We start from the raw sequence: 23798 nt of genomic DNA on the forward strand, positions 1-23798 counted from the left end.
TGTTTTTTTATTTATAAGTTTTTAGGCTTATACTAATATTGTTCCGTCTGAGGAGAAATCTAATTTTTTGAATAATGTGTATCCGCAATTATTGCATTTTTGTTTTTTGTAGCACGTGAAGTGTTCAAACTCTGGTTCCCATTTAGATTCGTGTTTTGTGTTGCAGTTAGGACAAAGTTCTTCTATGTGGTCTTCTAATGTTTTGTATATCACTAATTTCCCTTTTTTTTTAGATTAATAATCAGGTTTTTATATTAGTTCTAGTTTTTTTACTCTTATTCCTGATTTTTGAACGCTTGTTTTTTTACAGTCAGGACAGGTGTATCTTAGGTCTGTTTTCTTTGTTGTTTTTTTTCCTGTGCTTTTCCAATTTTTTATTGGTGGTTTTGAGAATTTTCCTTGATTTCCTGCGCCTCTTCTTAGGCCTCTGTCTAGTAATCTTCTTAATCCGAATCTTGATAGTGGATTTGCTTTGCTTCTTCCTCTGTTTTTTGATTCTGCGACTTTGTGTTCTGTGTGTTTTTTACATTTGGAACAGTATCGCTTCATTACTTTTGGCTTTTTCATGGTTTCTCAGAAATTATGTTTGATTTATAAACCTTTTGGGTTGGTTGTTTTTTTGTTTTGTTTTGTTTTTGTAATCACCAAAAAAATCGATTATTTACTAATTAATAGTAACATTTATATATTTGTTTTGGTTAACTTGTTTTATGAAGTTTGGAATTACAGGTAAAATTGGTTCCGGAAAAGACACTGTTGCTGATAAACTAGTGGAAAAAGGTTTTATTCACATTTCTTTATCTGATATTCTTCGTGAAGACTTAAAAAGACAAGGTAAAAATGTTACTAGAGATAATCTTGTTGAGTTAGGTGCAAGAATAAGAAAGGAATATGGTGGTGCTATTCTTGCTGAGAGGGCTTATGCTAAAGTTGAGGAAGATAAGAATTATGTTTTTACTTCTGTTGGTAGAACTGAAGAAGTTGAGTTCTTTAAGAGTAAAGGTGTTAAGATTATTTTTGTTGATGCTCCTTTAAAATTAAGGTTTGAAAGAGCTAGGAAAAGAAAGAGAGAAAGCGAACCTTTAAAGTTTAGTGATTTTAAGAAACTTGAAAGAATTGAGTCTAAGGGTAAGAAGCTTGAAAGGAACTTGGATGATATAAAGAAGGTTTCTGATATTATTTTATTGAATGATTCTTCTTTGAATTCTTTGTATAAAAAGATTGATAGTATTTCTAAGTATCAAAGGCCTGGTTGGGATGATTATTTCATGGAGCTAGTTAAGGTTGTTGCTAAGCGTGCTACTTGTGGTAGGGGTAGAACTGGGTGTGTTATTACTAAGAATAATCATATTTTAGCTACTGGTTATGTTGGTTCTGCTCCGGGTTTGCCTCATTGTGATGATGTTGGTCATTTGATGGTTAAGACTTTGCATCCTGATGGTGTTGAGCGTGATCATTGTATTAGGACTACTCATGCTGAGCAGAATGCTATTGCTCAGGCTGCTAGGAATGGTATTTCTTTAGAGGGTGCGACTATTTATATGAAGTTAGAGCCTTGTTTTTCTTGTGCTAAGCAAATTATTACTGTTGGTATTAAGAAAGTTATTTGTGCTAAGCGGTATCATGCTGGTCAGGAAACTAGGAAAATGTTTAAAAAAGCAGGCGTAGCACTTATTGCGTTAGAAGATAAAAATATAGATTATGAGCGAGGTTGATTGATATGAGTGATTTTTTTAAGCAACAAATTAAGGATTTGAAGTATTTGCATATTGTTATTCCTGATAAGCGGTGTGTTATTCCTTTGGATAGTGTAATGGCTCATTATAAGGAATCTGATGATTATGTGTCTGAGCATAGGGCTCTTAGTGTGTTTGATGCTGAAAATCAGATGCGTGTTTTGGCTGAGAATTTGGATGCTATTGATAGTTTTGTTTCTAATGTTGCTTCTGAGCTTAAAGATAAGAAAGTGCTAGCGTTTAGTAGCAAGTATAAGACTTTTAATCCTGTTAAGTCTAAGCTTGTTGGCATGTATGAACGTGGTGAGAAATTATGTCCTTTGGATGGTTTGGTTGCTAATTCTTTTAGTGATAATTCTTTTTTGAAGGATTTGTCGGTTAATTCTCAGAATGATTTATTTCAGGATTATTTAATGACTTATATGTTGCATTCTGAGTTGTGTAAGAAATAATTTTTTTTAACTTAATATTTAAATAAGATTATTATTTTCTTTTTTTTCATGGTTGATAAATGGCCTTTGTATTTTTCGGATAATCTTTATTTGAGTAATCCTGAGTCTGAGACTGGTATTCTTTGTTTGTGGACTAAGAAGGAGCGTCTTATTGAGAAGTTAAATCCTGATTTGTATAGTTTTATTGGTCAGCTTTATTCTAAGGATTATGGAGTCATGGTTCTTTTGAGGAATTTGTTGGCTAAGAATGATTTAAGGAATCTTGTTATGGTTGGTATTGATCTTAATGGTTCTGGTAAGGTTATTTCTTCTTTTTTTTATGATGGTGTTGATTCTAATGGTAAGATTCTTGGTACTGAGACTTATTTGGATAAGGATGTTTTGGAGCATGTTGATTTGTTGAGGGAAAGAATTAATTTTGTTGATTTGACTAATAAGAAGTTTGATGAGTTGAATGATTTTTTGTTGTTTGATAAGCGTGGTGCGTTTGGAGATTGTGTTGTTTTGGATTTGCCTAGTCTTGAGCCTCCTAAGCGTTTGCCGACTGATTTTTCTGGTTTTAAGGCTCGTGGTCTTGATTTTACTACTGCTTATAAGATTTTGATTAATTTTGTTTTGAAATTTGGTGTTTTTAATGATGTTGAGAAGAAATTAAAGGTTTGGAATGTTACTCTTGTTGCTAAAAGGGTTTCTGGTCAGGATAAGCAATTTCTTGGTTCTAAAAAGAATGTTTTGGTTGAGTCTGATTCTTTTTTGTCTAATAAGTATTTTGATTCGTTTTTTTTTAAGAAATTCGATGCTTGGAATTCTTTGCAGGAATTGGCTAGGGTTCATGATAAGGATAATTCTTTGAATGTTGTGTGTTTTGAGTTGTTTATTGACGAAGCGGATTTGGAGTCTGCTTATGAGTTGGTTGGCAGTATTCCTGATTCTCAGGTTTGGGATCAGGATCCTCATGGTTCTTTGCTTGTTAGGGTTGAGGATGATTTGATTAAGGTCACTCATTTAGATGTTGATGGCGTGGTTCTTGAGGAGTTTTGTGCTGATAATTCTAAGTCTTTGTTTAAAAAATTGATTGATGATAATAAGGTTTCTTTGTTGTATCATGCTTTGGATATTGGTGGTGAAATTAAGCGCGCTGAGGATGCTTTAAAGCGCAACATGGTTTTTGTTCAGGATAAGAAGTGATTTTTATGTCTTTTGATTTGAAGAATTTTGTTGATAGGTCTGGTTTTGATGTTGTTGTTAAAACTAATCAACGTAAGGATTGTGTTGATTTGGTTGATGATTTGGTTGTTGTTTGTGTTAGGGCTAAGCCTGAGAATAATTTAGCTAATTTAGAGGTTGAACGCGTTTTATCTAAGTTTTTTGGTAAATCTGTTAAGATTGTTAAGGGTAAATCTTCTAGGAAAAAAGTTGTTGTTTTTTCTTAAAAAAAAATTCACTAAAATGTTTTGTTTTTGATTAAATGTTTTAAAAACATCATAACATAACCTTTAAAAAACATATTTAAATTTAATTATTGGAAATACAATAAATAAAATAACTTAAAAAATTAAATATTGGAAAATCAATACATAATGACGACAAATATTATTTAATATTGGACAACCAATAAATTATTTTTTTATTTTTTTTTAAAAAAAGAAAATATAATAATCTAAAAGTTTTAAGCATTTATCAGAATTTTTATTATATATTTTTTTAATAAAAAACTAAAAGTTTTAAGCAAAAACTAAATGTTGTTTTTTTAGATTTTACAAAGAATCTAAAGGACTTATAACTTTCTTTTTATGTTCAGAACTAACATGAGTATATATTTGAGTAGTTTGTAAATTACTATGCCCTAATAATTCTTGAATAACTCTTATATCATTACCTGTTTCTAATAAATGTGTTGCGAAACTATGTCTTAAAGTATGAGGTGTAACTTTTTTAGATATATTTGCTTTACTAGCCGTTAATTTAACGATTTTTTGTATATTCTTAGTAGAGAGTTGTCCATTTCGTCCTGAAAATACGTATTCAGATTGTCTTGGAAGTTTTTTTAATAAATCAGATAATGCTTCTGACAATATTATCATCCTGTCTTTTTGGCCTTTTCCGCTTCTCACCCAAGCTATTTTTTCATCCAACTCTAAATTATTCCATTTTAAATTTACGAGCTCTGAAACCCTTAAACCAGATGAATAAAGTAACATCATCATTAATTTTGATTTTTTCGCACTACTGTGCTCCAACAATCTCTTAACTTCTTCTTTTGTCAATACTGTTGGAAGAGAAGCAGTTATCTTTGGCGTTTTAATATTAACAAAACCTTTTTCTAAAACGTTGTTGTAAAAAAACAATAAAGCAGATCTTGCCAAATTCAGAGTTCTTGGCGATAATCTTTTTTCAGTTATTAAATGAGCTAAATAAATCTTTAAATCATTAGCTATTATTTCTTCAGGTTTTTTCTTTAAGAACTCTAAACAATCCAAATTATATTTTATGTATGATTCTATTGTTGATCCGCTGTAACCTCTTAATTTTAGTTCGGCTTCTAGCAATTTCATCATTTTTCACCATTTTTTTGATTTTTTTGATTTTTTTGATAAAAAAACCTTCGAAAAGTTACCATAATGTATATTGTGCGAACTTTTAACTATTTATATGTTTCGGTTTTATACTGTTCTCGACGAGAAAGATAAAAAAAGGCGTTAAAACACTATATTTTCATCAAAAAGGCCGGACTTTCTAAACAAATTTAGCTAAAATAAATCATTAAAAATTATTTCTTCAATTTATGTTATAAAATTAATAGTTTGATAATTAATTCAATAATAGTTCAATAATGATTTAGTTAGTTTTATTTAATTTTTCACCAAATTTTTTGAAAATAAAATGTTTAATTTTTGCTTAAAAGTTTTAGATTAATCTCGAAAAAACTTATTTATAAAACTTCTTAGATTTGCTTAAAAGTTTTAAACAATATTTTATTTATTATTTTCAATATTGAAACTAATTAGTTTGGAAATAAATCTTAATTTTTACAAATATCTTTCAATTATTTTAGAAAAATATTTTTTGTTGTATTTTTGTAGACTGCTTTTTGTTTTATACTCATTAATCACTTTTTTGTTATAGGTGATATTATGGGTAAAGAAAAATTATTAGATGTTGAATCTGATGACTTACGAGATGCTATTGAACGACTTAAGAATTGTGCTACTAATAATGATTTATTAAGAGAGACTAATGATTTGATTAAGAAAGTTGAACAAATTTATAGTAAAAAAAGCAGTACTAATCTTGATGAAGATACTGAAACTAATAAGGAATTAAATAATTCTTTTAGTGATGTTGAAACTTCTACTATGAATTTAAAAAATCAAGCATATGATGTGTTGAGTAATTTCTTAGGTATTGATATGTATAAATTAGAGAATAAAAGACAATTAAAAAAAGCTTATAGTTCTCTTGATGTTTTAAAGAAAGATATTAAAGTTCTTGAGAAAGCTTTGAATGGAGAGGAAGTTTATAATCCTCCTAGTTTGAATAATGCTGAATTGCTTAGGTACATTAATAGTGTTAGTCCTAAAAGGAAAGGTTTGTATTTTCGTGATAGTGAGCTTAAAGATATAAATTTGATGTATAGATCTCAAGAAATTGAGTTGAATAATAGAATTGATTTGTTTGAACAACAAATTGATGATATAGATAATAAGTTGACTGATATTAAAAGTTCTGATATTAAGTCTGCTAGGATTTTAAGTAAAGAAAGAACTAATTTGTTAAGGATGCTTGATTCTTATCAGAGAAAAGTTGAAGATATTAATAATGATATGAACAAATACATTATTGATCATAAAATTGTTGAGAATATGATTTATGAATATTCCACTATTTTGAATACTGGTAGGAATTTGTATAATAATGTTGAGCTTAGTCTTAGTATCGTTGGTTCTGATTTATCTCCTGAGGGTAAGACTTTGGAGCAAGCTATTGATAGTTTGAAAACTGTTAAGAATATTAGTGAAAAGTTCAGATCGTTCATTAATAAGTATGCTGTTGAAAAAAAATCTAGGAATAGTCGTTTGTGTGATGAAGTTAATAAAGTTGTTAGTGATGATAATGGTGAAGAATTGTCTGATAGTATTACTAGGATTAATAAGCAGTTGTATAATTCGTCTAAGTCTAATATGAAGGCTATGCGTGATACTTATTTTAATAATCTTGGTTTTTAATTTTTTTTATTTTTTTGGGGGTGCTTTATTATGAGTTTGGATGATGTTTTAAGTCCTGATTTGGTTAAGAAAAATAAAAGATTTGTTGTTAAAGAGTATTCTAGTTTTTTGAATTCTCAGAGTTTTAGTTGTAATATTAAAGATGTTGATTATGTTAAAAATCATCAGTTATTGTTTCTTGGTGGTTTTTATGCTGCTAAGGATTCTTTGTCTGGTGATGTTAAGCATCTTGATGATTCTTTTCAGAGAATGTATTTTTCCGCGGTTAGTTCTGTTAATTTGTTGAATTCTTTTGAGGGTGTTGATTTTGGTTTTCCTTTGAATTTTGGTTCTTTGAATTTTTCTGTTAGTGATTATGAGTCTAATTTGAGAATACTTAAGAAACACGTTGATGAAGTTAGTAAATATGATGATTTTGTTAATTCTTCTTATTCTTATTTTTGTGGTTTGAATGATTTTTTGTTTTCTTTTTTGAAGGATTCTGTTGATGATAAATTAATTAAGTTTAAAGATCGTAAATCTAAGATTAATGGTTCTAATATTGTTCCTGTTAAAGTTAATGGTGTTGATTCTGTTGATTTAGAGAATATTAGTTTTGTTGAGACTTCTTATGATGATATTATTGGTAATGTTGTTGTTAAAGATTCTTTGGATTTGTCTATGCGTAAGCTTTTTTTGTATAATTCTGAACGGAAAAATAATCCTGCTCTTGAGAAGATGCAGTTTAAGCAGAATTTTTTGTTGGTTGGTGAGTCTGGTAATGGTAAAGGTATGCTTGCGGCTTATGCTGCGAGTGTTGGTTCTGATTTGGCTAGTAAGCTTGATAAGGATTTAAGGATTGTTTCTATGGAGAATAATTCTAGTTATCAGGACGGTCCTATTCTTAAGTTGTTGAGTTATTTAAAGAATATTTCTAATAGTGATGATTTGTTTCTTGTTATTTTGGATGAGGTTGATTCTGTTTTTTCTTCTAGGGTTGATTATAAGACTCAGAATTATCAGAAAAAATTGGTTACTGAGTTGTTGAAGTTTACTAGTAATTCTGTTGAGTATGTGAATAAAGGTAATTATGTTTTAATTGCTATGACTAATACGCCTAATCAGTTAGATCCTGCTTTTCTTAATCGTTTGAATAAAGGTACTTATTTATGTGAGGGTCCTAAGTCTGTTGATGAGAAAATTTTGCTTGTGAAGAATTTGATTTATAAGTTGGTTCCTGATGATGTTGTTCGTGTTAAGGATTGGAATAAAATTGGTGGTGTTGCGTATGATTTAGGACTTTCTGGTAGGGAGCTTAAGGATTGTGTTGAGAATTTGTTTGAGTCTAGTTGTTTAAATGGTCTTCCTAGTAATATTTATGGTTTGGATTATGATAAGCAGTTATCTTTTTTTAATGATTTTAAAGTTATTGATGATTCTGTTATTCTTGATGGAATTATTAAGACGGGTGAGCGTAGAAAAGTTGATAATTATTTGTTGAGGGGTGGTTATGTTGAGTCTGTTTAATTCTTTGTCTGATGCATTGAAGGATCGGTTAAAGTCTTATGTTGATGTTGATAAGAATGATTCTTCTTTAATTAGTAGGATTAATCAGAAGAAGGATTTTGAGCGTGTTGCTTCTTTGCTTGATTTGGATGTTGTTAAGTCTAGGAAGTTGTCTCTTGATTTTGTTTCTGAAGAGCCTAAAAATGTTTTTCTTGATTTAAGTGATAAAAATAAGGATGATGATTCTGCTGAAGATGTTGTTGATGAGAATAATTTTTCTTTTAGTTTTAAAGAAGATGTTAGTCTTGGTTGTGTTTCTTTTGATGATGTTCTTTCTTATTTTCGTGGTAGGGGCGTGGTTGGCGAGGAATCTTTGTGTTTAAAGATTTTTTTAGCTGCTTCTAATAATTTGTCTTTTGGTGTTGAGGGTTTTAGTGGTTCTGGTAAGACTTTTGTTGTTGATAAGCTTATTGATTTGTTTGATGTTAATGATTTATATCGTCTTGATTTGAGTTCTAAGATGGCTGTTTTTTATGATTCTAAAAATATTAATGGTTTTAGGACTATTTATATTCCTGAGTTGCAAAAGGCTTTGCAAGATACGAAGTCTCCTATTGTTGAGGTTGTTAAGAATCTTACTGAGGGTAAAGATGTTAAGCGAGTTGTTACTGATTATAAAAATAAAGGTAGTAAAGTTTTTAATATTACTAAGGGAAAGTCGGTTATTTATACTCTTGCTTCTGAGAATTATTTTAAGAAGGATGAAGAGCTTAATCGTCGTTTTTTGAGATTTAAAACAAATAGTAGCGAGGAACATTTGGATGATGTTCTTAATAGTAAGTCTTTGAAGCGTCAGGATTTTTCTTTTTTTGAGGATGTTGATTCTTTAAAGTCTAAGTTAAAAAATTATTTTGGTTTTTTGAGGAACTTGGACGTTAAGATTTTTGATCCTTATTGTTCTTATTTGTCTGATTTTTTGCCTAGGACTCAGAAGTCTGTTGGTTATGTTGATCATTATTTTTCTTTGGTTGATGCTGTTACTCGTTTTAATTTTAAGGATAGGTTTTTGTTTAAGTATGGTGATAAAGACGTTGTTGTTTCTGAGTTGGAGGATCATTTCGTTGTTCATAAGCTTTATTATTCTGAGTTCTTGGATACTTTAAGTGGTTTTAGTGAGCGTAATAATTTTGATGATGAATTATTGTTAATTCAGGATTTGAGAAAGAAGTTTGTTGATTGGGACGTTGCATTTAGTAAAGGCTTAGAAGTTAGTAAGAATAATTTAGGTGATAATTTTTATAAGTATGTTTCCAGGCTTAATTCTAATAATTATGTTCATGATATGAAAGAGAAGTATTCTTTTTTGAGTTATTAATTATTTTTTTGAGTTTTTCCATAGTACTTGGAATTGTGCTTTGTAATTGTTTGTTATTGATTCGTTTTGTATTCTTAAAGTTGTGATTTCTTTTGTCCATTCTGTTATTAGTATTTCTTTGTTGCATATTATTGTTGATACGTTGAAATCTTGGTTTTCGCATATTTTTGTTTTTGTTTTTTCGTCGTTTATTTTTTTTATTTTTTTTTCTAATTCTTTTGAGTATATTTGTTTTAGTGGTATGTTTTTTTGTATTCTTGTTTTGTGGAATGGGAATATTCTTGCGCCCAGGAGTTTTATTGCTTTTTCGGGCATTCCTAGAACTAGTATTTCTTCTTCGTGGTTCAGCAATTCGAATAGTTTGTCTATGAATGAGTTTATTCCTTTTATTAGTGTTATTTCTGATGTGTTTTCTGCTAGTTTTTTTGTTAGTATTAATTGCGGTATTATTTTTTTTAGGTTTTCTTCTTTTTCTTTTATTATTCTTATTAGTATGTTTGGGTCTGATGCTTCATAGAATGTTATGTTGTCTTGTTTCATATAGGATACTATTCCTTTGTTTGTTAGTTTTTTTAGAGTATCATAAACATTTGTTCTGTGTAGTTTGGTTTTTTCTGATATGTTTGTTACGGTTGTGCTTCCTAGTTCTAGTAGTGATAAGTATGTTTTTGTTTCGTTATTGGTCATTCCTATGTCTGTTAGTATTTCTTCTGGTTTCATATTTTTTTTAGAAGGGTTTGTTTTTATTTTAATTCTTCTGAGTTTTTTTCGTTGTTTTTTTGTTTTTGTTATTTGTTTTTTCGGTTTTTTCGGTTTTTTTGTTGTATTTTTTTGTACTGCTCATGATTAAATAATTATTTGTGTATTTTTTTGTGTGGAGGTTGATTACTATGAGTAAGCTCGGAAAAATGTTGTTATTTGCGGGGTGTTTCACCGCGGGTTATTTTGTTGGTAAGGGTTTTGTTAATAAGGACGTTGTTTCTTCTAAGTATGAAGTTGTGCAACGGGAAGATAATCATTTTCTTCGTTCTAAAGAGCTTGATAAATCTTATGTTTTGCGTGAGATTAATCGTGAAGTGTACATGGGTGATTTGGAGCATATGATTAATGGCGTAAAGGAAATGGTTAGTTCTTATGATTCTAAGAGGTGATTCGTGTGAGTAATTTAAGGAACGTTGTTAGTGGCTTATTGATTGGTGGCGTTGTTGGTTATTTTGTTGCTAAGAATAATCAGCCTTTGTATACTCTAAGTGAGAAGAATAATATTAATTATTTGTTTTCTAAGAATGTTAAAAAAGCATATGAATTAAATGAATTTAGTGATAATTTTTATCTTGGTGGTGTTGATCATAATCTTAATGGTGTTAGGGATTTGGCTTATTTTCAGGGTTTTTCTTTTAAGGAAAAAGAATTGTTGATTGAAAAACAGAGATGTGATAGTTTAGATATTATTCTTGAGGATTCTTTGGATAAATTGGATAAGCTTAGGAAAATTGATAAGTTAGATGATATTGGTGAAAAGATTAATCAAGGTTATCAGTACTTGCGTTTAAAGATGCGTGATTTAAAGAAAAAAATGTTAGAATGAATTTTTTATTTTTTGAATATTTTTTTTGTTTGATTTTTTATTTTGTTTACTAGTTTTTTTTCTTGGTTCATTATATTATTCATTTGTTTCTCTGTTTTTTTGAGTTTGTCTATTATTATTTCTAATTCTTCGCATTCTCTTGCTAGTTGTGAGTCTATTGACATCTCTGTTTCTAATTCACCTATTAGTTTTTGTATTAATCCTGATGAATCAGGCGGTATTTGTTTTGTGTTTATTGCGTTTTTTAGTTCGTCTGCTATTTGTGTTTTACTTGTTTGATTAATCATGAATTGTTGTTCTAGTTTTTTTACGTTCGTTATTTTTTGTTCGTATTGTTGTTCTAAAGCGATGAATTTTTGTAGTAACTCGTTTAGTTGTTTGTGTATTTGTTGTTCTGATTCTTCTGTTTTGTCTTTGAAGTCTTCTATGTGTTTTATTAGTACTTCTTTTATTGCCGTTATTGCTTGTTTTTCTTCGCCTTCTGATTTTTCTAATATGTTTTTTACTAGGTTTATTCTTCTTACTACTCTTTGTGTGTTTCCTTCTAGTCTTCCTATTGCGTTGCTTAAATCTTTCATGGCGCTGTGTACTAGTGATCTTCCTCGTTCATCATTGACGTAGGATGATTCGCCTATCGTGTCTGATATTTTTTTTAGTTGTGCTACTAGTTTCTTGTTGTTTTCTATGTCTAATTCTACTATTCCTTTTCTTCTGAAGAAAGGTATTCCTGATTTGCCTATTATTTTGTCTAATGCGCTTTTTTCTTTATCTAATGCGCTTATTCCTGTTTTTGCGCTATCGCTTATTTGTCTTGCTTCTCTGTTTACTTCATCTGCATCCGCGGATATTTTATTTGCGTCTGCTAGTGCTTTTGATTGTTCTGACCATCCTCCTTTAAACAAGGCCCATATTGTGTATATTCCTAGGATTAGTACTGCTATCATGCTTAGTGAGGTGAATGTTCCTATTAGTCCTAGTAGGGCTGATAAGAATGGTGTTGAGAATATAATCATTAGTGATACTGCTATGCTGAAAATTTTGTGAGGTCCTTTGCTTGGTGCGTCTCTGAATAAAGGTATTTTTCCAGCTGCTAAAAATATTACTGAGAATGCTATCAAGAAACCTAGTATTAATATCCATAAAGGTCCTGTGTACGCTGCTGAGCTCACTATGTTTGGTATTGTGATTTCTATGCTTATTAATTCGAATATTGATACTATTATTCCGCTTGTGCCTCCTAACATGTCTCCTTGTTGTGCTAGAACTAATTTCGGAGTTAATAATGATAATAGTAAGAGTAATGGTTTGTATTTTTTCATGTTATTGCTCTTTTTATTGTTTTATTTAAATCTTTCTTTTTGTTATTATTATTTAATAGTTACTAAAACGGCAGGTATTGTCCTATTAGTCCTGCTAATAAGTATTCCCATATGTATGGCCCTATTATTAGTAATACTACTATTATTATGACGTGTAACCAGCTTTCGCCGACTCCTCCTTTTCCTGTTATGGATGCTGCTACTTTGATTTTTATCATAGCTATTAGTCCTATGGCTATTCTTGCTCCTAAGTATATTATGAAGTTTCCTGCTAATCCTACTAAGTTTAGTGCCCATGCCACGTTGAAACTTACAAATGTTAATATAAACATTATAGGCATTGTGTGTAGGCCGTGTTGTAGCCAGTGCATTCCGTGTTCGTCTACTGATAAGAAATACAGCTCTATTAATCCTAGTAGTACTCCGAATATGAGTGGTGGTAGTATCATGAATTCTGCCATGAATTTTTTTGCTCCTCTTAGATATTTAAATGTTTTGATTTTTTTCGCATTATTTACTTCATTACTAGTGATTTGATTAGTTCTAAGTACTTATCTTAAAGAATTTAATAATAGTATAATTGATTAAATAAGTTAAAAAAAATTGTTTAATAGAACTTTTTTATTTGATTTGGACTTTTTGTCCTATTGCTTGTCCTGGCATTCCTGTTTCGAATAATACTCTGATTGCTCCTGAGTTTCCGTGTGCGCTTCTTATTTCGCCACTCATTTCTTTTTTTCCTGTGTTGTAGATGACTTTTTTTCCTATCAGTTTTTGTGCTTCTTCTTTTGTTTTTGTTGTTTCTGGTTGGATTATCATCTGATTTGGACTTGTTCTGTGTATTCCTCTTTTGAAGTTAATTATTGTTCCGTTCATTGTTTCTCGGAATCTTGGAGGGTTTATAAATATTACTCTTGGCGTAGAATTAATAGTGTGGTTCTAGACGTTTTTTTTCATTTCTTTTATGATCTTGTTTTTTAGTTTTTCTTTTCCTTTCCAGTCTAGTACTTCTTCGAAGACTTCGTGAAGCATGGTTACAGGGACTATTTTTACTTTTTTTAGCATTTTTTCGTCCACGACTATGTCTTGGACGTTGCTTTTTGGCACTATCACTTTTTCTATGCCTGCTTCTATTGCTGCCTCTATTTTGCTACTTACCCCTCCTATTGGGAGTATTTCTCCTCTTACGCTTAGACTTCCTGTCATGGCATAATTTTGTTTTATTGGTAAGTTGTTTAATGCTGATACTATGCTTAGTGCTACTGCGACGCTTGCACTGTCTCCTTCTACGCCTTCATATGTTTGTAAGAATTGTACGTGTATATCGTATTTATCTCGAATGTCTTTTCCGAAGTATTTCTTAATGATTACTGACACGTTCTTTATGGCTTCTTTCGCTATTTCTCCTAGTTTGCCCGTAGCTATTATTTCTTTTTCTTTGCCTGGTGCGACTTCTGCTTCTATTGGTAGTATTATTCCTGAGTGGCTGTCTCCTTCGCCTATGACTGCTAATCCGTTTACTCGTCCTATTTGTTTTCCTTTTGTGATTATTACTTCGTATTCTTTTTTTCTTTCGATGTATTTGTCCGCGATTTGTTTTTCTAGGCTTCTAGCAATTGTTTTTGCTTCTTTTACGTGTTCCGGAGTCACTATTTTTGCGTTTTCGTCTAGTGCTAGGTCTCCTGCTGCTCTTACTAATCCTCCTAGATCTCTGAGTCTTAGTGTTAGGTGTCCTTTTCTGTTTGCTTTCTTTTTTGCTTCTTCTATTATGTAATCTACTGCTTCTCTTGTGAAATGCGGTATTTTTCCGTCTTTTTTGACTTCTTGCGCGACGAATTTCGCGATGTGGGTTCTGTTTTTTTCTGTGTTTTTCATGGTGTCTGCCATGAATACTTCGTATCCATATCCTCGAATTCTGGATCTTAATGCGGGGTGCATGTGTTTTACTGTTTCCATGTTTCCTGCTGCGATTAGTACGAATTTGCAAGGTACCGGATCGGTTCTTACCATTGCTCCTGCACTTCTTTCGCTTTGTCCTGTGATTGAGAATTTTCCTTCTTGTATCGCTGTTAATAATTCTTGTTGTGTGTTTGGTGCTAATGTTGCGATTTCATCTATGAATAATACTCCTAGGTGTGCTTTATGTATCATTCCTGCTACCACTCTTTCATGTGCAGGTGTTCCTAAGCCTCCTGATTGGAAAGGGTCATGTAATACGTCTCCGAGTAGGGCTCCTGCGTGTGCTCCTGTTGCGTCATAGAAGGGTGCTTGACTTCTGTTGAAGTTGTCCACTATAACTTTTGGTGCGCTGGTTTTGTCGCCCATTTTTTTGTTTAAGTTTAGGAATATAATGAATATTGCTAGGAATGCTATTCCTCCTATGAAGAATGCTGCGAACATTATTGCTCCCGCTGCTGCTCCTAATTTTTCTGTGTAATGGTTTAGTATGAACCATGGTGCTATCATTGCTAGTAGTGCTAGTATTAGTATGATTGTGCTTTGTCCTTGCATTGATTTTAGTCCTTGAGTTTTTGATTCTGTGACTAGTGTTCTTCCTTTTCCTGCTGTTGCTGTTTTTATTATTGGTTGGTTTTCGTCGTTGGGGTTGTGGAAGCTTATTATATCTACTAGTTTTTCTTTTGGTAGTAGTTCCGCCATGGCTAGACCTAGCATGCTTTTTCCTGTTCCGGGTTCTCCTATTAGTAGTACGTGTCTTCTTTGTGTGCTTGCTTTTTTTATTACTCTTATCGCGTCTTCTTGTCCTATGACTTGGTCTATTAGTTTATCGTTTACTTTGAGTTCAGCTGTTGTTTTGAATGAGAATCCGTTTTTTGATGTATTTTTGGTTTTTTTCTTGGTCATGCTCGTCACTTTTTATTCTTTTTCGTAGTTTGTTGTCTTTTTAATAGTTTTCGTTTTCTTCTCTGTGTTTTTTGTGATAATATTTATAAATGATTATTGTTTTCTTGTTTTTGTAGAGAAAAGAAGAGTTGTCTTTTTCAGATTTATTGAAATTGACTAATCCTGCCTAGATGATTGGGAGTGGATGAAAAATAATGTTTAATTCTTTTCAAGAGGTAATAAAAATGAGTTACGATAGTAATAAAGATAGTAAGAATAATAATGTTAAAACTAACAGTGTTAGTAAGAGTGAAGATTTTGATAAGGGTCTTGTTTTTAGGAAGTTTGATAAGACGTTTTTGGTTAAGGATTTGAAGGATAATGATTTTTTTGAGGGGAACGTTAAGATTCTTAGGAAGTCTGTTCCTGGTCCTGTTATTTTTTTGGTGAGTGATGGTACTGGTAGCGTGGATGCTGTTACTAAGAATTCTGATTTTCAAGAGGATGATATTGTTTTTTTGAAGGGTAAGGTTAGTGAGCGCGCGGGTAAGCTTCAGATTGAGATTACTACTATTTTGAAGTCCGATGTTGATTTTGATTCTGTTCTTGATAAGCATAGTGTGCCTGTTCGTACTAATTTCAGTATTAGTTCTGAACGTTTTGATTTAATGAAGCCTCGTTTCTTGGAGATTGCTAAGCGTATTCGTTTGGCTGTTCTTAATAATCAGCCTATTTTTATTAGACATCATAATGATTCTGATGGTATTAATTCTGGTTTGGCTTTGGAGCAGTCAATTCGTGGTTTTATGGGTCGTGTTGGTATTAATCCTGATTATAATCTTTATAGGAGTCCTAGTAAGGCGCCTTTTTATGAGGTCGGTGATGTTTTTAAGGACGTGGTGTTTGCTAAGCGTCTTACTGGTTTTAATCAGAAGAAGCCTTTGATTATTGTGGCTGATAATGGTTCTACGCCTGAGGATGTTTTTGCTTTTAAGACTTTGAAAAGTATGGGTTTTGAGGCTATTGTTATTGATCATCATAATCCTGTTAGTGTTGTTGATGGTGTAACTAGTGTTTGTCCTTTTTTATCTCTTCATTTGAATCCTTACATGTTTGGTTTGGATAGTAAGACTAGTGCTGGTATGCTTTGTTATGAGGTTGCTAGGTTCGTGGATGAAGAATTTGAGAATTCTTTGATGCCTGCTATTGCTGGTATTAGTGATAGGTGTGATATTTCTGAGACTGATGCTTATATTGAGAAGACTGGTCTTGGCAAGGATGTTTTATCTAAGATGGGTGTTGCGATTGATTTTTTGGCTTATCAGATGCGTTTTGATCCTGGTAAAGGTTTATTTGAGGAAGTTTATTTTAATAAGGATTTGGTTGATATGATTAATGAGAAGGTTAGTGAGGGCGCGGAGACTCAATTGCAGAGTACTCTTCCTTATCTTAGGTCTCAGGATATTAACGGTGTTTTGTTTTCTTGGATTGATTTGGAGAAGTATACTCTTCGTTTTACGTATCCTACGCCTGGTAAGGTTATTGGTATGATTCATGATCGTGTGGCTGTTGGTAATGAGCACAAGCCTGTTATTTCTTTTGGGGTTTTGAGTGATATGATTATTATTCGTGCTACTAAGCCTGTTTTGCCTGTTCAGGAAATTTTGAGTACTCTTCAGAAGGAGTTGCCTGAGGCTAACGTGGATGGTGGCGGTCATGAGATGGCTGGTACTATTAAGTTTGTTCAGGCTCATGGTCATGATATTCTTGAGCGTATTAAGGGTATGATTCGTGAGAAAAACCTCGAATGAAAAAGTAATCACTGATTAGTAGCTAAAGATTTATATATTGTTTGTTCTTTTTCTTTTTTTATAAATATTTTAAGAGGCATCAAAAATGGTTTTTTGGAAAACAAAAAATGATTCATTTAATATTAAAGAAGAAATTAAAATTACTCTTTCTGAATTGTTTGAAGAAATGAATAGTAAAGGTTATAATAGAATAAGTGTTAACATCGCTGAGATTTCTAAATAAAGTGCTGATTCTCAAAGACCTGGTGGTTGGATGAATGTTACGCCTTATTATCCTAGTGAATTGTTTGTTTCTGATGAAATTTCATTAATGAAAGATAAAAAGAGTTATCAAATTGCTAGTTTAGTTCTTGGTGGAGTTCCTGGCGTTGTTAATTATCCTAGTTTTGGTTTTGAATGTATTAACAGGATAAGACTTTTTCCTTTATTACCTAATATGGATGATACTTCTCCTTTATATTATGCTTCAACTCCTTCTTTTTATTCTTTAGATGATGCTGTTAATATAATGGTCGATTCTTATTTTTCTTCATCTGAATTAAAAGCAGGGTTTGTTAAAGGCGTTAAAGAATATAATAGGATTACTTCTGAGCTTTTTTCTAAAAACTGCGTTTATGATTCTTTAAAAAAGCTTGAAGAAAAAAATACTTATTCTGATAAGATTTTTGATGATTTGATTCTTAGAACAAAGTAATTTTTTTTAGAAAAGTATTAATACTTTGTTTGTTTTTTTTGTTTTTATGGATGAAGTTGTTGAGTCTTTTAATTTTGATGGTGTTAATCCAGTTGTGAGTATTGATTTGTTGAGTAATATCACGTTTGCTTTAATTATTATGCTTGTTGGTTTCGCTGTTGGTAAACTTGTTGGTATTGCTTTGTTTAAGTTTTTTAATGGTATAGAGCTTAATAAGGGTTTGAAGAAGTTGTTTGTTTTTGGTTTTGATTTTAGTCGTTCTTTTAGTTCTTTTGTTTCTTGGATTATTTATGTGATTAGTGTTGTTTTAGCCTTATTATCTCTTAATATTCTTCGTGAATTATTATTAGTTGTTTTGTTTTTTGTAGGTTTTGTTTTTTTTGGTTCTTTTGTTTTTGGATTGTTTTTTTCTTTGCCTAATTTCTTTGCTGGTTTCATTATTAAGAATAAGTCTTTTGTTAAGGTTAATGATTTTGTTGTTGTTAATACGGTGCGAGGAGAAGTTGTTAGTATTGGTTTTTTTAACACTAAGATTAAGGGTTTGAAAGGAGAAACATTTTTGGTTCCTAATAAATTAATTTTGAGAAAAGCTAAAGTTGTTAAAACTTTATGATAGTGTTTCTAGTAGACTTGTCACGCTCCATATCTGGGTTCTTACGAACATCGGTATGTTTACGTCACTTGATAATTCTTCTAGGTCTGATAATATTTTGTTAACTGTTAATGATAAGTTTTCTTTGTCTGTTTCTTGTAATTCTTGTTTCATTATTTGTATTTTTGATTTGACGTTTTTTGACACTGATGTATCTTCTTGTAGTTCTTCTAGTAAGTCTATTACTTGTTTTACTTCTTTCATTTTTATTTATCTCCTTTTTTTTCTAGTTCTTTTAGTACTTGTTGTTGTAGTTCTTTAAATCTTTTTTCGGTTTTTTCTTCTTGTTCATCGTAAGTTCTTATTCTTGTTTTTAGTAATTCTTTTTTTTCTATTAGTTCTTTTTTTAGTTCTTCAGAATTTTTTTTGAACATGAAGTTCCCTATGATTTTGTATGTTTCTGTACTTACTTCGTTTAGTGCTGATTCTGTTTCTAGTAATTGGTTTTGGAATTTCTTTTTTTGGTTTATTATTTGTTGAATGCTTTGTTCCATTACTGATAATTGGTTTATTTTTTCTTCTGTTGTTATCATTTTTTTAGTGCGTTCTTTGTTTTTTCGTGAACGCTTAATAATTTAGTTATTGTGTTTAGTACGCTTCTTAGCGCGGTTGCGTCTTTTGCTTCTGCTATGAATTTTAATCCTTCTTCGGTAAGTTTTGTTTCGTAGCTTGCTCTTTCGTTTTGAAATTCTTTATCTTCGAATTCAAACAACTTGTTTAGTTCTTCACTGTCTTCTTTTACTGTTATTGTAGCTTTTAGCATTTTTAGATTGCGTCTACAGTGGTGGATATTGATCTTTTTTTGAACATTATTTTTGAACCGCAGTACGGACATCTTATTCTTTTTCTTAGATGATCGTTCGTAAGGGTTTTACTACAACTAAAACAGACATATTCTGACATTTTTTGGACCTCTCAAGAGTTTTTTTTATTCTTTTTTTGAGAAAACTGCTTTATCTACTGTGTATGCTTTGCTTGTGAATACTTTGTCACATTTTCTGCATTCCCAGATTCCTGCTGTTTTCTTTTTTACTTTTTCGGCGCTACAATACGGACACTTGTATGTTTTTTTTGCTAATGCTTCTACTTTTGCTACTTTTTGTTTTACTGTTCTTCCGTATCTAGGTCCGAATCTTTTCGTTGTTAGATTTGTTTTTTTTGCCATTTTTTCCTCGTTGATTAATTGTGAAAATGGGGCCGCCCGGACTTTCAATAACCAATCCAATTGGTTGTTTTTGAACCGGGGGCTTCAGGTCCCAAACCTAAAAGGTTAGCCAAGCTACCCCACGGCCCCTCATGTACTTGAGAATTAGTAATTGCTTTATAAACTTTTCTAGGAGATTTTGTTTCGTTTTTATCGTGCTTAGAGGAGAAACGTCATATTGATTCTTTTTCTTCGTACTTCGTGTGCAGTAATTTATGAGCTTTTTTACCTCCATATTCTCCTATGTATTCTTTGTAGAGCTTTATTACTGATGGGTTTTGATGTGATTTCCTAATTTTTTTGTTTTTGTCTTCTTTTGTTATTGCTTGCATTCTTTGTTTTAGTTGTTCGTCTGATTCATATCTTGGTTGTCCTCCTCCACCTATACATCCTCCGTAGCACGCCATTATTTCTATGAAGTCATATGGGCTTTTTCCTTGTCTGATTTGGTTCATTATTTTTCTTGCTTCTCCTAGTGTGTGAACTACGCACACTTTTATTTCTTGGTTTCCTATTTTGATTGTGGCTTCTTTCGTGGTTTGTAAGCCTCGTACTTCTTTGTATTCTATATTTTTTATGTCTTGTCCTGTTATTAAGTCCGCAGCCGTCCTTAATGCTGCTTCCATTACTCCTCCGCTTCGTCCGAATATTAATCCTGCCCCTGTGCTTTCTCCTAATGGATTGTCAAAGTCAGTGCTTGGTAATTCTTTGAAGTTTATGTTGTGTTGTTTGATTAGTCTTGCTAGTTCCACTGTTGTTAGGACGTAGTCCGCTTCGCCTTGAAATTCTGGTCTGTTTATTTCGTATTTCTTCGCGGTACAAGGCATTATGTCCACTAATATTATGTTTTCTGGTTTTATTTTGTTTTTTTCTGCGTAGTACGTTTTTATTAGTGACGCCATCATTGCCTGCGGGCTTCTGCATGATGACATGTGATTTAGTTGTTCGAAGAAGTATTGTTCCGCGAATTTTATCCACGCTGGGCAACACGTCGTAATCATAGGTAAGTCTTTTTTGTTTTTTAGTCTTTTTGCGAATTCTGTGGCTTCTTCTACTATTGTTATGTCTGCGGCTAGGTCCGTGTCAAATACTTTTTGGAATCCTAGTTCTTTTAGTGCTGTGACCATTTTTCCTGTTACGCTTATTCCTGGTTTCATTCCTAGTAGTTCTCCCAGTGTTGCTCTTATTGATGGCGCGGTTTGGGCTATTAGTATTTTTTCTGATGCTAACGCGTTTGTTACTTCTCTTACGTTGTTTTGTTCGCTTAGTGCTCCTGTCGGACAAGTTATTACGCATTGTCCACAATTCACGCAGTTGCTTTCTTTCATGTTTAATTCGAATGGCGGGGCTACTTTGGTTTGGAATCCTCTGTTTTGTTGTCCTATTGCGTACACTGTTTGTATTTCGTTGCATGTTCTGTAGCATTGTCCGCATAATATGCATTTTGAGTTGTCCCGTTTTATTGAAATGTTTGAATTATCCGGTGTTGATTGTCTTTTTTCTCCTTCAAATCTTACTTCGTTTATCATTAGTTCCTCTGAGTATCTTTGTAGTTTGCAGTTTAGGTTCTGTGAGCAAGAGGTGCAGTCTTTGTTATGGTTTGCTAGTAGGAGTTCTATGTTTATTCTTCTTGATTTTATTACTCTTGGTGTGTGTGTTTTTATGTTCATTCCTTCTCTTACTGGCGTGGTGCATGAAGCGACGAGTTTTGGTGCGTTTTCTATTTCTACCACGCATAATCTGCATGCTCCTGCTGGGTCTAAGTGTTTGTTTCTGCACAGTGTTGGAACTATTATTCCGTTCCTCGTTATTGTGTCTATTATTTTTTCGCCTTCTTTAGCTTCTACTTCTTTTCCGTTTATTGTTATTTTCATTTTTTTTTGGGGTTTAGTGACAACACCTAGCGAGCTGTGTTTTAACAAACACGAATCCTTTAAGCTCGGTGAAACGTCGATGAAAACATCGGTGCGAGCGTGTCACGATTTTAAATTTTCATTTTTTTTTATTTTCTGTCTATTGAGTTGAATGCGCAGGCATGATAGCACGCTCCGCACTTTATACATGTTTCTTGGTTTATTACATGCATTTCTTTTGGTTCTCCTGTGATCGCGTTTACGGGGCAGTGTCTTTTGCAATTACCGCACCCTATGCAGTCTTTGTTTATTTCGTACGTTAATAAGTTGTCACATACTAGTGCTGGGCACTTTTTTTGTTTTATGTGTAAGTCATATTCTTCGTTAAAACTCTTTATGCTTGATAGTACTGGGTTAGCCGCGTTTTGTCCTAATCCGCAGAGTGCTGTGTCTTGTATGAAGTGTGATAATTCTTCTATTTTTTCTAGGTCTTGTGGCGTCGCGATTCCTCTTGTTACTTTTGTTAGTAATTCTAGTAATCTTTTAGATCCTTCTCTGCACGGTGTGCATTTCCCGCAACTTTCTTGTTGTGTAAAGTTTATGAAGAATTTTGCTATGTTCACTATGCATGATTTGTCGTTTGCTACTATGAATCCACCTGATCCTATTATTGTTCCTAGTTCTTGTAGGGTTTCATAATCTAAGGGTGTGTCTAATTTGTTTTTTGGTAAGAATCCTCCTGCTGGTCCTCCTGATAGTAATGCTTTGAATTTTGTGTTATCTATCATTCCTCCGCCAATGCTGTACACTAAGTCTTTTAGTGGTATTCCGAATGGTACTTCTATAACTCCTGTTCTTTTTATTTTTCCTGTTAAGCATATTATTTTTGTTCCTTTGGTTTTTGTTGTTCCTATTTCTGCGTATTTTTCAGGAGTTATTCTCATTATGGTTGTGACGTGTCCCCATGTTCCGACGTTGTTTACTAGTGTTGGTAATCCTCGGAATCCTTTCTGTGCTGGGAACGGCGGTCTAGGGTTTGGTTGTCCTCTTTTTCCTTCTAGTGAATTTATTAGTGCTGATTCTTCTCCGCACACGAATGCTCCTGCGCCTTGTTGTATTTTTAGGTCAAAATTAAATTTTTTTCCTAGGATGTGTTGTCCTAGTAGTCCTTTTTTGTATGCTTCATCTATCGCGTTTTGTAATATTTTGATTGCTAAGGGGTATTCTGCTCTTGTGTATATTATTCCTTCTTCGCATCCTGTGGCGTATGCTCCTATTGTCATTCCTTCTATTATTTTATATGGATCGCTTTCCATTAATGTTCTATTCATGAACGCTCCTGGGTCTCCTTCGTCTCCGTTACAAATTAAGTATTTTTTTCCTTTTTTTTCTGCTAGGAACGACCATTTTAGTCCTGTTGGGAATCCTGCGCCTCCTCTTCCTCTTAGTCCTGATTTTTTTATGTCTTCTACTACTTCTAAAGGTTCTTTGTTTATCGCGTTTTGTAATGCTTGGTATCCTTCTTTTGCTAAGTAGTGTTCTAGTTTGTAAGGGTTTATTGTTCCGCAATTATTCATTACTAATCTTTTTTGTTTTTTGTAAAATTCTAGGTCTTCTAATTCGTGTGCTAAGAATAATTGTTTGTGTTTCTTATTTTGTTTTATTGAATCTATTAGTTCTTGTACGTTTTCTTCTGTGACGTATCCGTAAATCGTTTTTTTTCCGTTGTTTATCACTGTCACGATTGGTTCCGCGTAGCACATCCCTGCGCATCCTGTTTTGTCTACTTCGTAGGGTAAATCTGATTTTTTTAATGCTTCATATACTGGTTGTGCTCCTGCAGATATTCCGCACGTGGCTAAGCCTATGGTTATTCTGTTCTTCTCTAGGTCTGTTTTGCCTTTTTTTCTTAGTTCTTCTAATTTTATTGTTGGGTGAATCATTTTGCGTTGTTTATTCTTAGTTCTTGTATTATTTTCTTTGTTTTTTCTTTGTTTTGTTCTCCGTAAACTTTTTGATTTATCATTATCGCGGGTGCTTTCGCGCATGCTCCTATGCAGTTTACTTCTTCTAACGAGAATAATTTGTCCTTAGTGGTTTCTCCGCTTTTTATTTTTAGTAATTCTTCTATGCTTTTTAGTAAGCTGTCTGATTTTTTTACGTGACAAGCAGTTCCTCTACACACACATACGTGGTTTTTGCCTGGTTCTTTAAGTTTGAATTGTGAATAAAATGTTAGTACGCCGTATAGGTTTATTGCTGGTATTCCTAGTTCTTTTGATATTTTAATTATTGCTTCTTCGCTTATGTATTTGTTTTTTTCTTGTATTTCTTGTAGTAGTTCTATGATGTTTTTTTCTTGTATTTCTTGTGTGTCTGGATTTTTTTGTATTTCTTCTAGGAATTGTTTTTCTAATTTTTTTAATTCTAGTTTGTTTGGTTTATTGGTTCCTATGTATTTTTTGTATTTTTTGAATGGATTAGATTCGCATCTGAACAAGTAATAATAGTCTTGTTCGTGTATTTTTACTTTTCTTAGAAAAACCATATCGTTTACGCATT

Annotated in this window: 29 protein-coding genes and 1 tRNA gene; 13 read left to right on the forward strand and 17 right to left on the reverse strand. The window is 32.2% G+C overall.

All coding sequences use genetic code 11. The features are described from left to right. Nucleotides 1-27: 27 nt before the first annotated feature. Entirely contained in the window at nt 28-213 is a 186-nt protein-coding gene (locus KO361_00630; GenBank protein ID MCC7574084.1) for a hypothetical protein, read from the reverse strand. Between the two features lie 36 nt (nt 214-249). Then, entirely contained in the window at nt 250-567 is a 318-nt protein-coding gene (rpl44e, locus tag KO361_00635) for a 50S ribosomal protein L44e (GenBank protein ID MCC7574085.1), read from the reverse strand. A gap of 143 nt (nt 568-710) precedes the next feature. Here rpl44e and KO361_00640 point away from each other — a divergent pair, with 143 nt between their 5' ends. The 4 genes from KO361_00640 to KO361_00655 are packed head-to-tail and all read left to right on the forward strand — an operon-like array spanning nt 711 to nt 3621. Continuing rightward, the gene (locus KO361_00640; protein MCC7574086.1) at nt 711-1715 is read left to right on the forward strand and encodes an AAA family ATPase; all 1005 of its coding nucleotides are present in this window, start codon (nt 711-713) and stop codon (nt 1713-1715) included. Nucleotides 1716-1720: 5 nt separating this feature from the next. Then, nucleotides 1721-2188 carry a hypothetical protein gene (locus tag KO361_00645; GenBank protein MCC7574087.1) on the forward strand — a complete coding sequence of 156 codons (468 nt, stop codon included), beginning with the start codon at nt 1721-1723 and terminating at the stop codon, nt 2186-2188. Between the two features lie 48 nt (nt 2189-2236). Next, nucleotides 2237-3376 carry a hypothetical protein gene (locus KO361_00650; protein MCC7574088.1) on the forward strand — a complete coding sequence of 380 codons (1140 nt, stop codon included), beginning with the start codon at nt 2237-2239 and terminating at the stop codon, nt 3374-3376. 5 nt (nt 3377-3381) lie between these two features. Further along, nucleotides 3382-3621 carry a DUF167 domain-containing protein gene (locus KO361_00655; GenBank protein ID MCC7574089.1) on the forward strand — a complete coding sequence of 80 codons (240 nt, stop codon included), beginning with the start codon at nt 3382-3384 and terminating at the stop codon, nt 3619-3621. 324 nt (nt 3622-3945) lie between these two features. Here the strand turns inward: KO361_00655 and KO361_00660 are convergent, their stop codons facing one another. Then, nucleotides 3946-4746, reverse strand: coding sequence for a tyrosine-type recombinase/integrase (locus tag KO361_00660; protein MCC7574090.1), 801 nt, complete (start codon nt 4744-4746; stop codon nt 3946-3948). Between the two features lie 576 nt (nt 4747-5322). Here KO361_00660 and KO361_00665 point away from each other — a divergent pair. The 3 genes from KO361_00665 to KO361_00675 are packed head-to-tail and all read left to right on the forward strand — an operon-like array spanning nt 5323 to nt 9274. After that, on the forward strand, nt 5323-6414 hold the full coding sequence (locus tag KO361_00665) for a hypothetical protein (protein MCC7574091.1): 1092 nt from the start codon (nt 5323-5325) through the stop codon (nt 6412-6414). Nucleotides 6415-6444: 30 nt separating this feature from the next. After that, a complete protein-coding gene (locus KO361_00670; GenBank protein ID MCC7574092.1) occupies nt 6445-7920 on the forward strand; it encodes an ATP-binding protein in 1476 nt (491 codons plus the stop codon). Continuing rightward, complete coding sequence (locus KO361_00675) at nt 7904-9274, forward strand: hypothetical protein (protein ID MCC7574093.1); 1371 nt, start codon at nt 7904-7906, stop codon at nt 9272-9274. Before KO361_00670 ends, KO361_00675 begins: the two co-directional genes overlap by 17 nt. Here the strand turns inward: KO361_00675 and KO361_00680 are convergent, their stop codons facing one another. After that, nucleotides 9275-9994, reverse strand: a complete 720-nt coding sequence (locus KO361_00680) for an ArsR family transcriptional regulator (GenBank protein MCC7574094.1) — start codon at nt 9992-9994, stop codon at nt 9275-9277. Between the two features lie 170 nt (nt 9995-10164). Here KO361_00680 and KO361_00685 point away from each other — a divergent pair, with 170 nt between their 5' ends. Both KO361_00685 and KO361_00690 read left to right on the forward strand, forming a co-directional pair. Continuing rightward, nucleotides 10165-10425: a hypothetical protein gene (locus KO361_00685; protein ID MCC7574095.1), complete on the forward strand. Its 261-nt coding sequence runs from the start codon at nt 10165-10167 to the stop codon at nt 10423-10425. Between the two features lie 5 nt (nt 10426-10430). Beyond that, entirely contained in the window at nt 10431-10862 is a 432-nt protein-coding gene (locus KO361_00690; GenBank protein ID MCC7574096.1) for a hypothetical protein, read from the forward strand. Between the two features lie 5 nt (nt 10863-10867). Here the strand turns inward: KO361_00690 and KO361_00695 are convergent, their stop codons facing one another. The 4 genes from KO361_00695 to lonB all read right to left on the reverse strand — a co-directional run bounded on the left by KO361_00695 (nt 10868) and on the right by lonB (nt 15043). Continuing rightward, complete coding sequence (locus KO361_00695) at nt 10868-12181, reverse strand: hypothetical protein (GenBank protein ID MCC7574097.1); 1314 nt, start codon at nt 12179-12181, stop codon at nt 10868-10870. Nucleotides 12182-12243: 62 nt separating this feature from the next. Then, on the reverse strand, nt 12244-12642 hold the full coding sequence (locus KO361_00700; protein ID MCC7574098.1) for a hypothetical protein: 399 nt from the start codon (nt 12640-12642) through the stop codon (nt 12244-12246). Between the two features lie 160 nt (nt 12643-12802). Beyond that, the gene (locus KO361_00705) at nt 12803-13057 is read right to left on the reverse strand and encodes a 50S ribosomal protein L35ae (protein MCC7574099.1); all 255 of its coding nucleotides are present in this window, start codon (nt 13055-13057) and stop codon (nt 12803-12805) included. Nucleotides 13058-13120: 63 nt separating this feature from the next. Beyond that, on the reverse strand, nt 13121-15043 hold the full coding sequence (gene lonB, locus KO361_00710; GenBank protein MCC7574100.1) for an ATP-dependent protease LonB: 1923 nt from the start codon (nt 15041-15043) through the stop codon (nt 13121-13123). Between the two features lie 224 nt (nt 15044-15267). Between lonB and KO361_00715 the strand changes: the two genes are divergently transcribed. The 4 genes from KO361_00715 to KO361_00730 all read left to right on the forward strand — a co-directional run bounded on the left by KO361_00715 (nt 15268) and on the right by KO361_00730 (nt 18140). Continuing rightward, the gene (locus tag KO361_00715; protein ID MCC7574101.1) at nt 15268-16833 is read left to right on the forward strand and encodes a hypothetical protein; all 1566 of its coding nucleotides are present in this window, start codon (nt 15268-15270) and stop codon (nt 16831-16833) included. An 85-nt stretch (nt 16834-16918) separates the two neighbouring features. Continuing rightward, entirely contained in the window at nt 16919-17056 is a 138-nt protein-coding gene (locus KO361_00720) for a hypothetical protein (GenBank protein MCC7574102.1), read from the forward strand. Between the two features lie 30 nt (nt 17057-17086). Next, nucleotides 17087-17527: a hypothetical protein gene (locus KO361_00725; protein MCC7574103.1), complete on the forward strand. Its 441-nt coding sequence runs from the start codon at nt 17087-17089 to the stop codon at nt 17525-17527. 46 nt (nt 17528-17573) lie between these two features. Next, nucleotides 17574-18140 carry a mechanosensitive ion channel family protein gene (locus KO361_00730; protein MCC7574104.1) on the forward strand — a complete coding sequence of 189 codons (567 nt, stop codon included), beginning with the start codon at nt 17574-17576 and terminating at the stop codon, nt 18138-18140. Here KO361_00730 and KO361_00735 read toward each other — a convergent pair. From KO361_00735 to KO361_00775, 9 genes are all read right to left on the reverse strand, one after another. Beyond that, nucleotides 18135-18383: a UPF0147 family protein gene (locus KO361_00735; GenBank protein ID MCC7574105.1), complete on the reverse strand. Its 249-nt coding sequence runs from the start codon at nt 18381-18383 to the stop codon at nt 18135-18137. The genes KO361_00730 and KO361_00735 overlap by 6 nt on opposite strands. A gap of 2 nt (nt 18384-18385) precedes the next feature. Beyond that, a complete protein-coding gene (locus KO361_00740; GenBank protein MCC7574106.1) occupies nt 18386-18712 on the reverse strand; it encodes a prefoldin subunit in 327 nt (108 codons plus the stop codon). After that, the gene (locus tag KO361_00745) at nt 18709-18942 is read right to left on the reverse strand and encodes a hypothetical protein (GenBank protein MCC7574107.1); all 234 of its coding nucleotides are present in this window, start codon (nt 18940-18942) and stop codon (nt 18709-18711) included. Before KO361_00745 ends, KO361_00740 begins: the two co-directional genes overlap by 4 nt. Nucleotides 18943-18944: 2 nt before the next feature. Next, nucleotides 18945-19082, reverse strand: a complete 138-nt coding sequence (locus tag KO361_00750; protein MCC7574108.1) for a DNA-directed RNA polymerase subunit P — start codon at nt 19080-19082, stop codon at nt 18945-18947. A gap of 25 nt (nt 19083-19107) precedes the next feature. Further along, the gene (gene rpl37ae / locus KO361_00755; protein ID MCC7574109.1) at nt 19108-19344 is read right to left on the reverse strand and encodes a 50S ribosomal protein L37ae; all 237 of its coding nucleotides are present in this window, start codon (nt 19342-19344) and stop codon (nt 19108-19110) included. 27 nt (nt 19345-19371) lie between these two features. Continuing rightward, a tRNA-Pro gene (locus KO361_00760) sits at nt 19372-19473 on the reverse strand. Nucleotides 19474-19556: 83 nt separating this feature from the next. Continuing rightward, on the reverse strand, nt 19557-21257 hold the full coding sequence (locus KO361_00765; GenBank protein ID MCC7574110.1) for a [FeFe] hydrogenase, group A: 1701 nt from the start codon (nt 21255-21257) through the stop codon (nt 19557-19559). A gap of 128 nt (nt 21258-21385) precedes the next feature. Continuing rightward, a complete protein-coding gene (locus KO361_00770; GenBank protein MCC7574111.1) occupies nt 21386-23179 on the reverse strand; it encodes a 4Fe-4S binding protein in 1794 nt (597 codons plus the stop codon). Continuing rightward, a complete protein-coding gene (locus tag KO361_00775; protein MCC7574112.1) occupies nt 23176-23784 on the reverse strand; it encodes an NAD(P)H-dependent oxidoreductase subunit E in 609 nt (202 codons plus the stop codon). Before KO361_00775 ends, KO361_00770 begins: the two co-directional genes overlap by 4 nt. Nucleotides 23785-23798: the final 14 nt, after the last annotated feature.

It is taken from the genome of Candidatus Woesearchaeota archaeon, assembly GCA_020854775.1.
GTDB lineage: Archaea > Nanobdellota > Nanobdellia > Woesearchaeales > 21-14-0-10-32-9 > 21-14-0-10-32-9.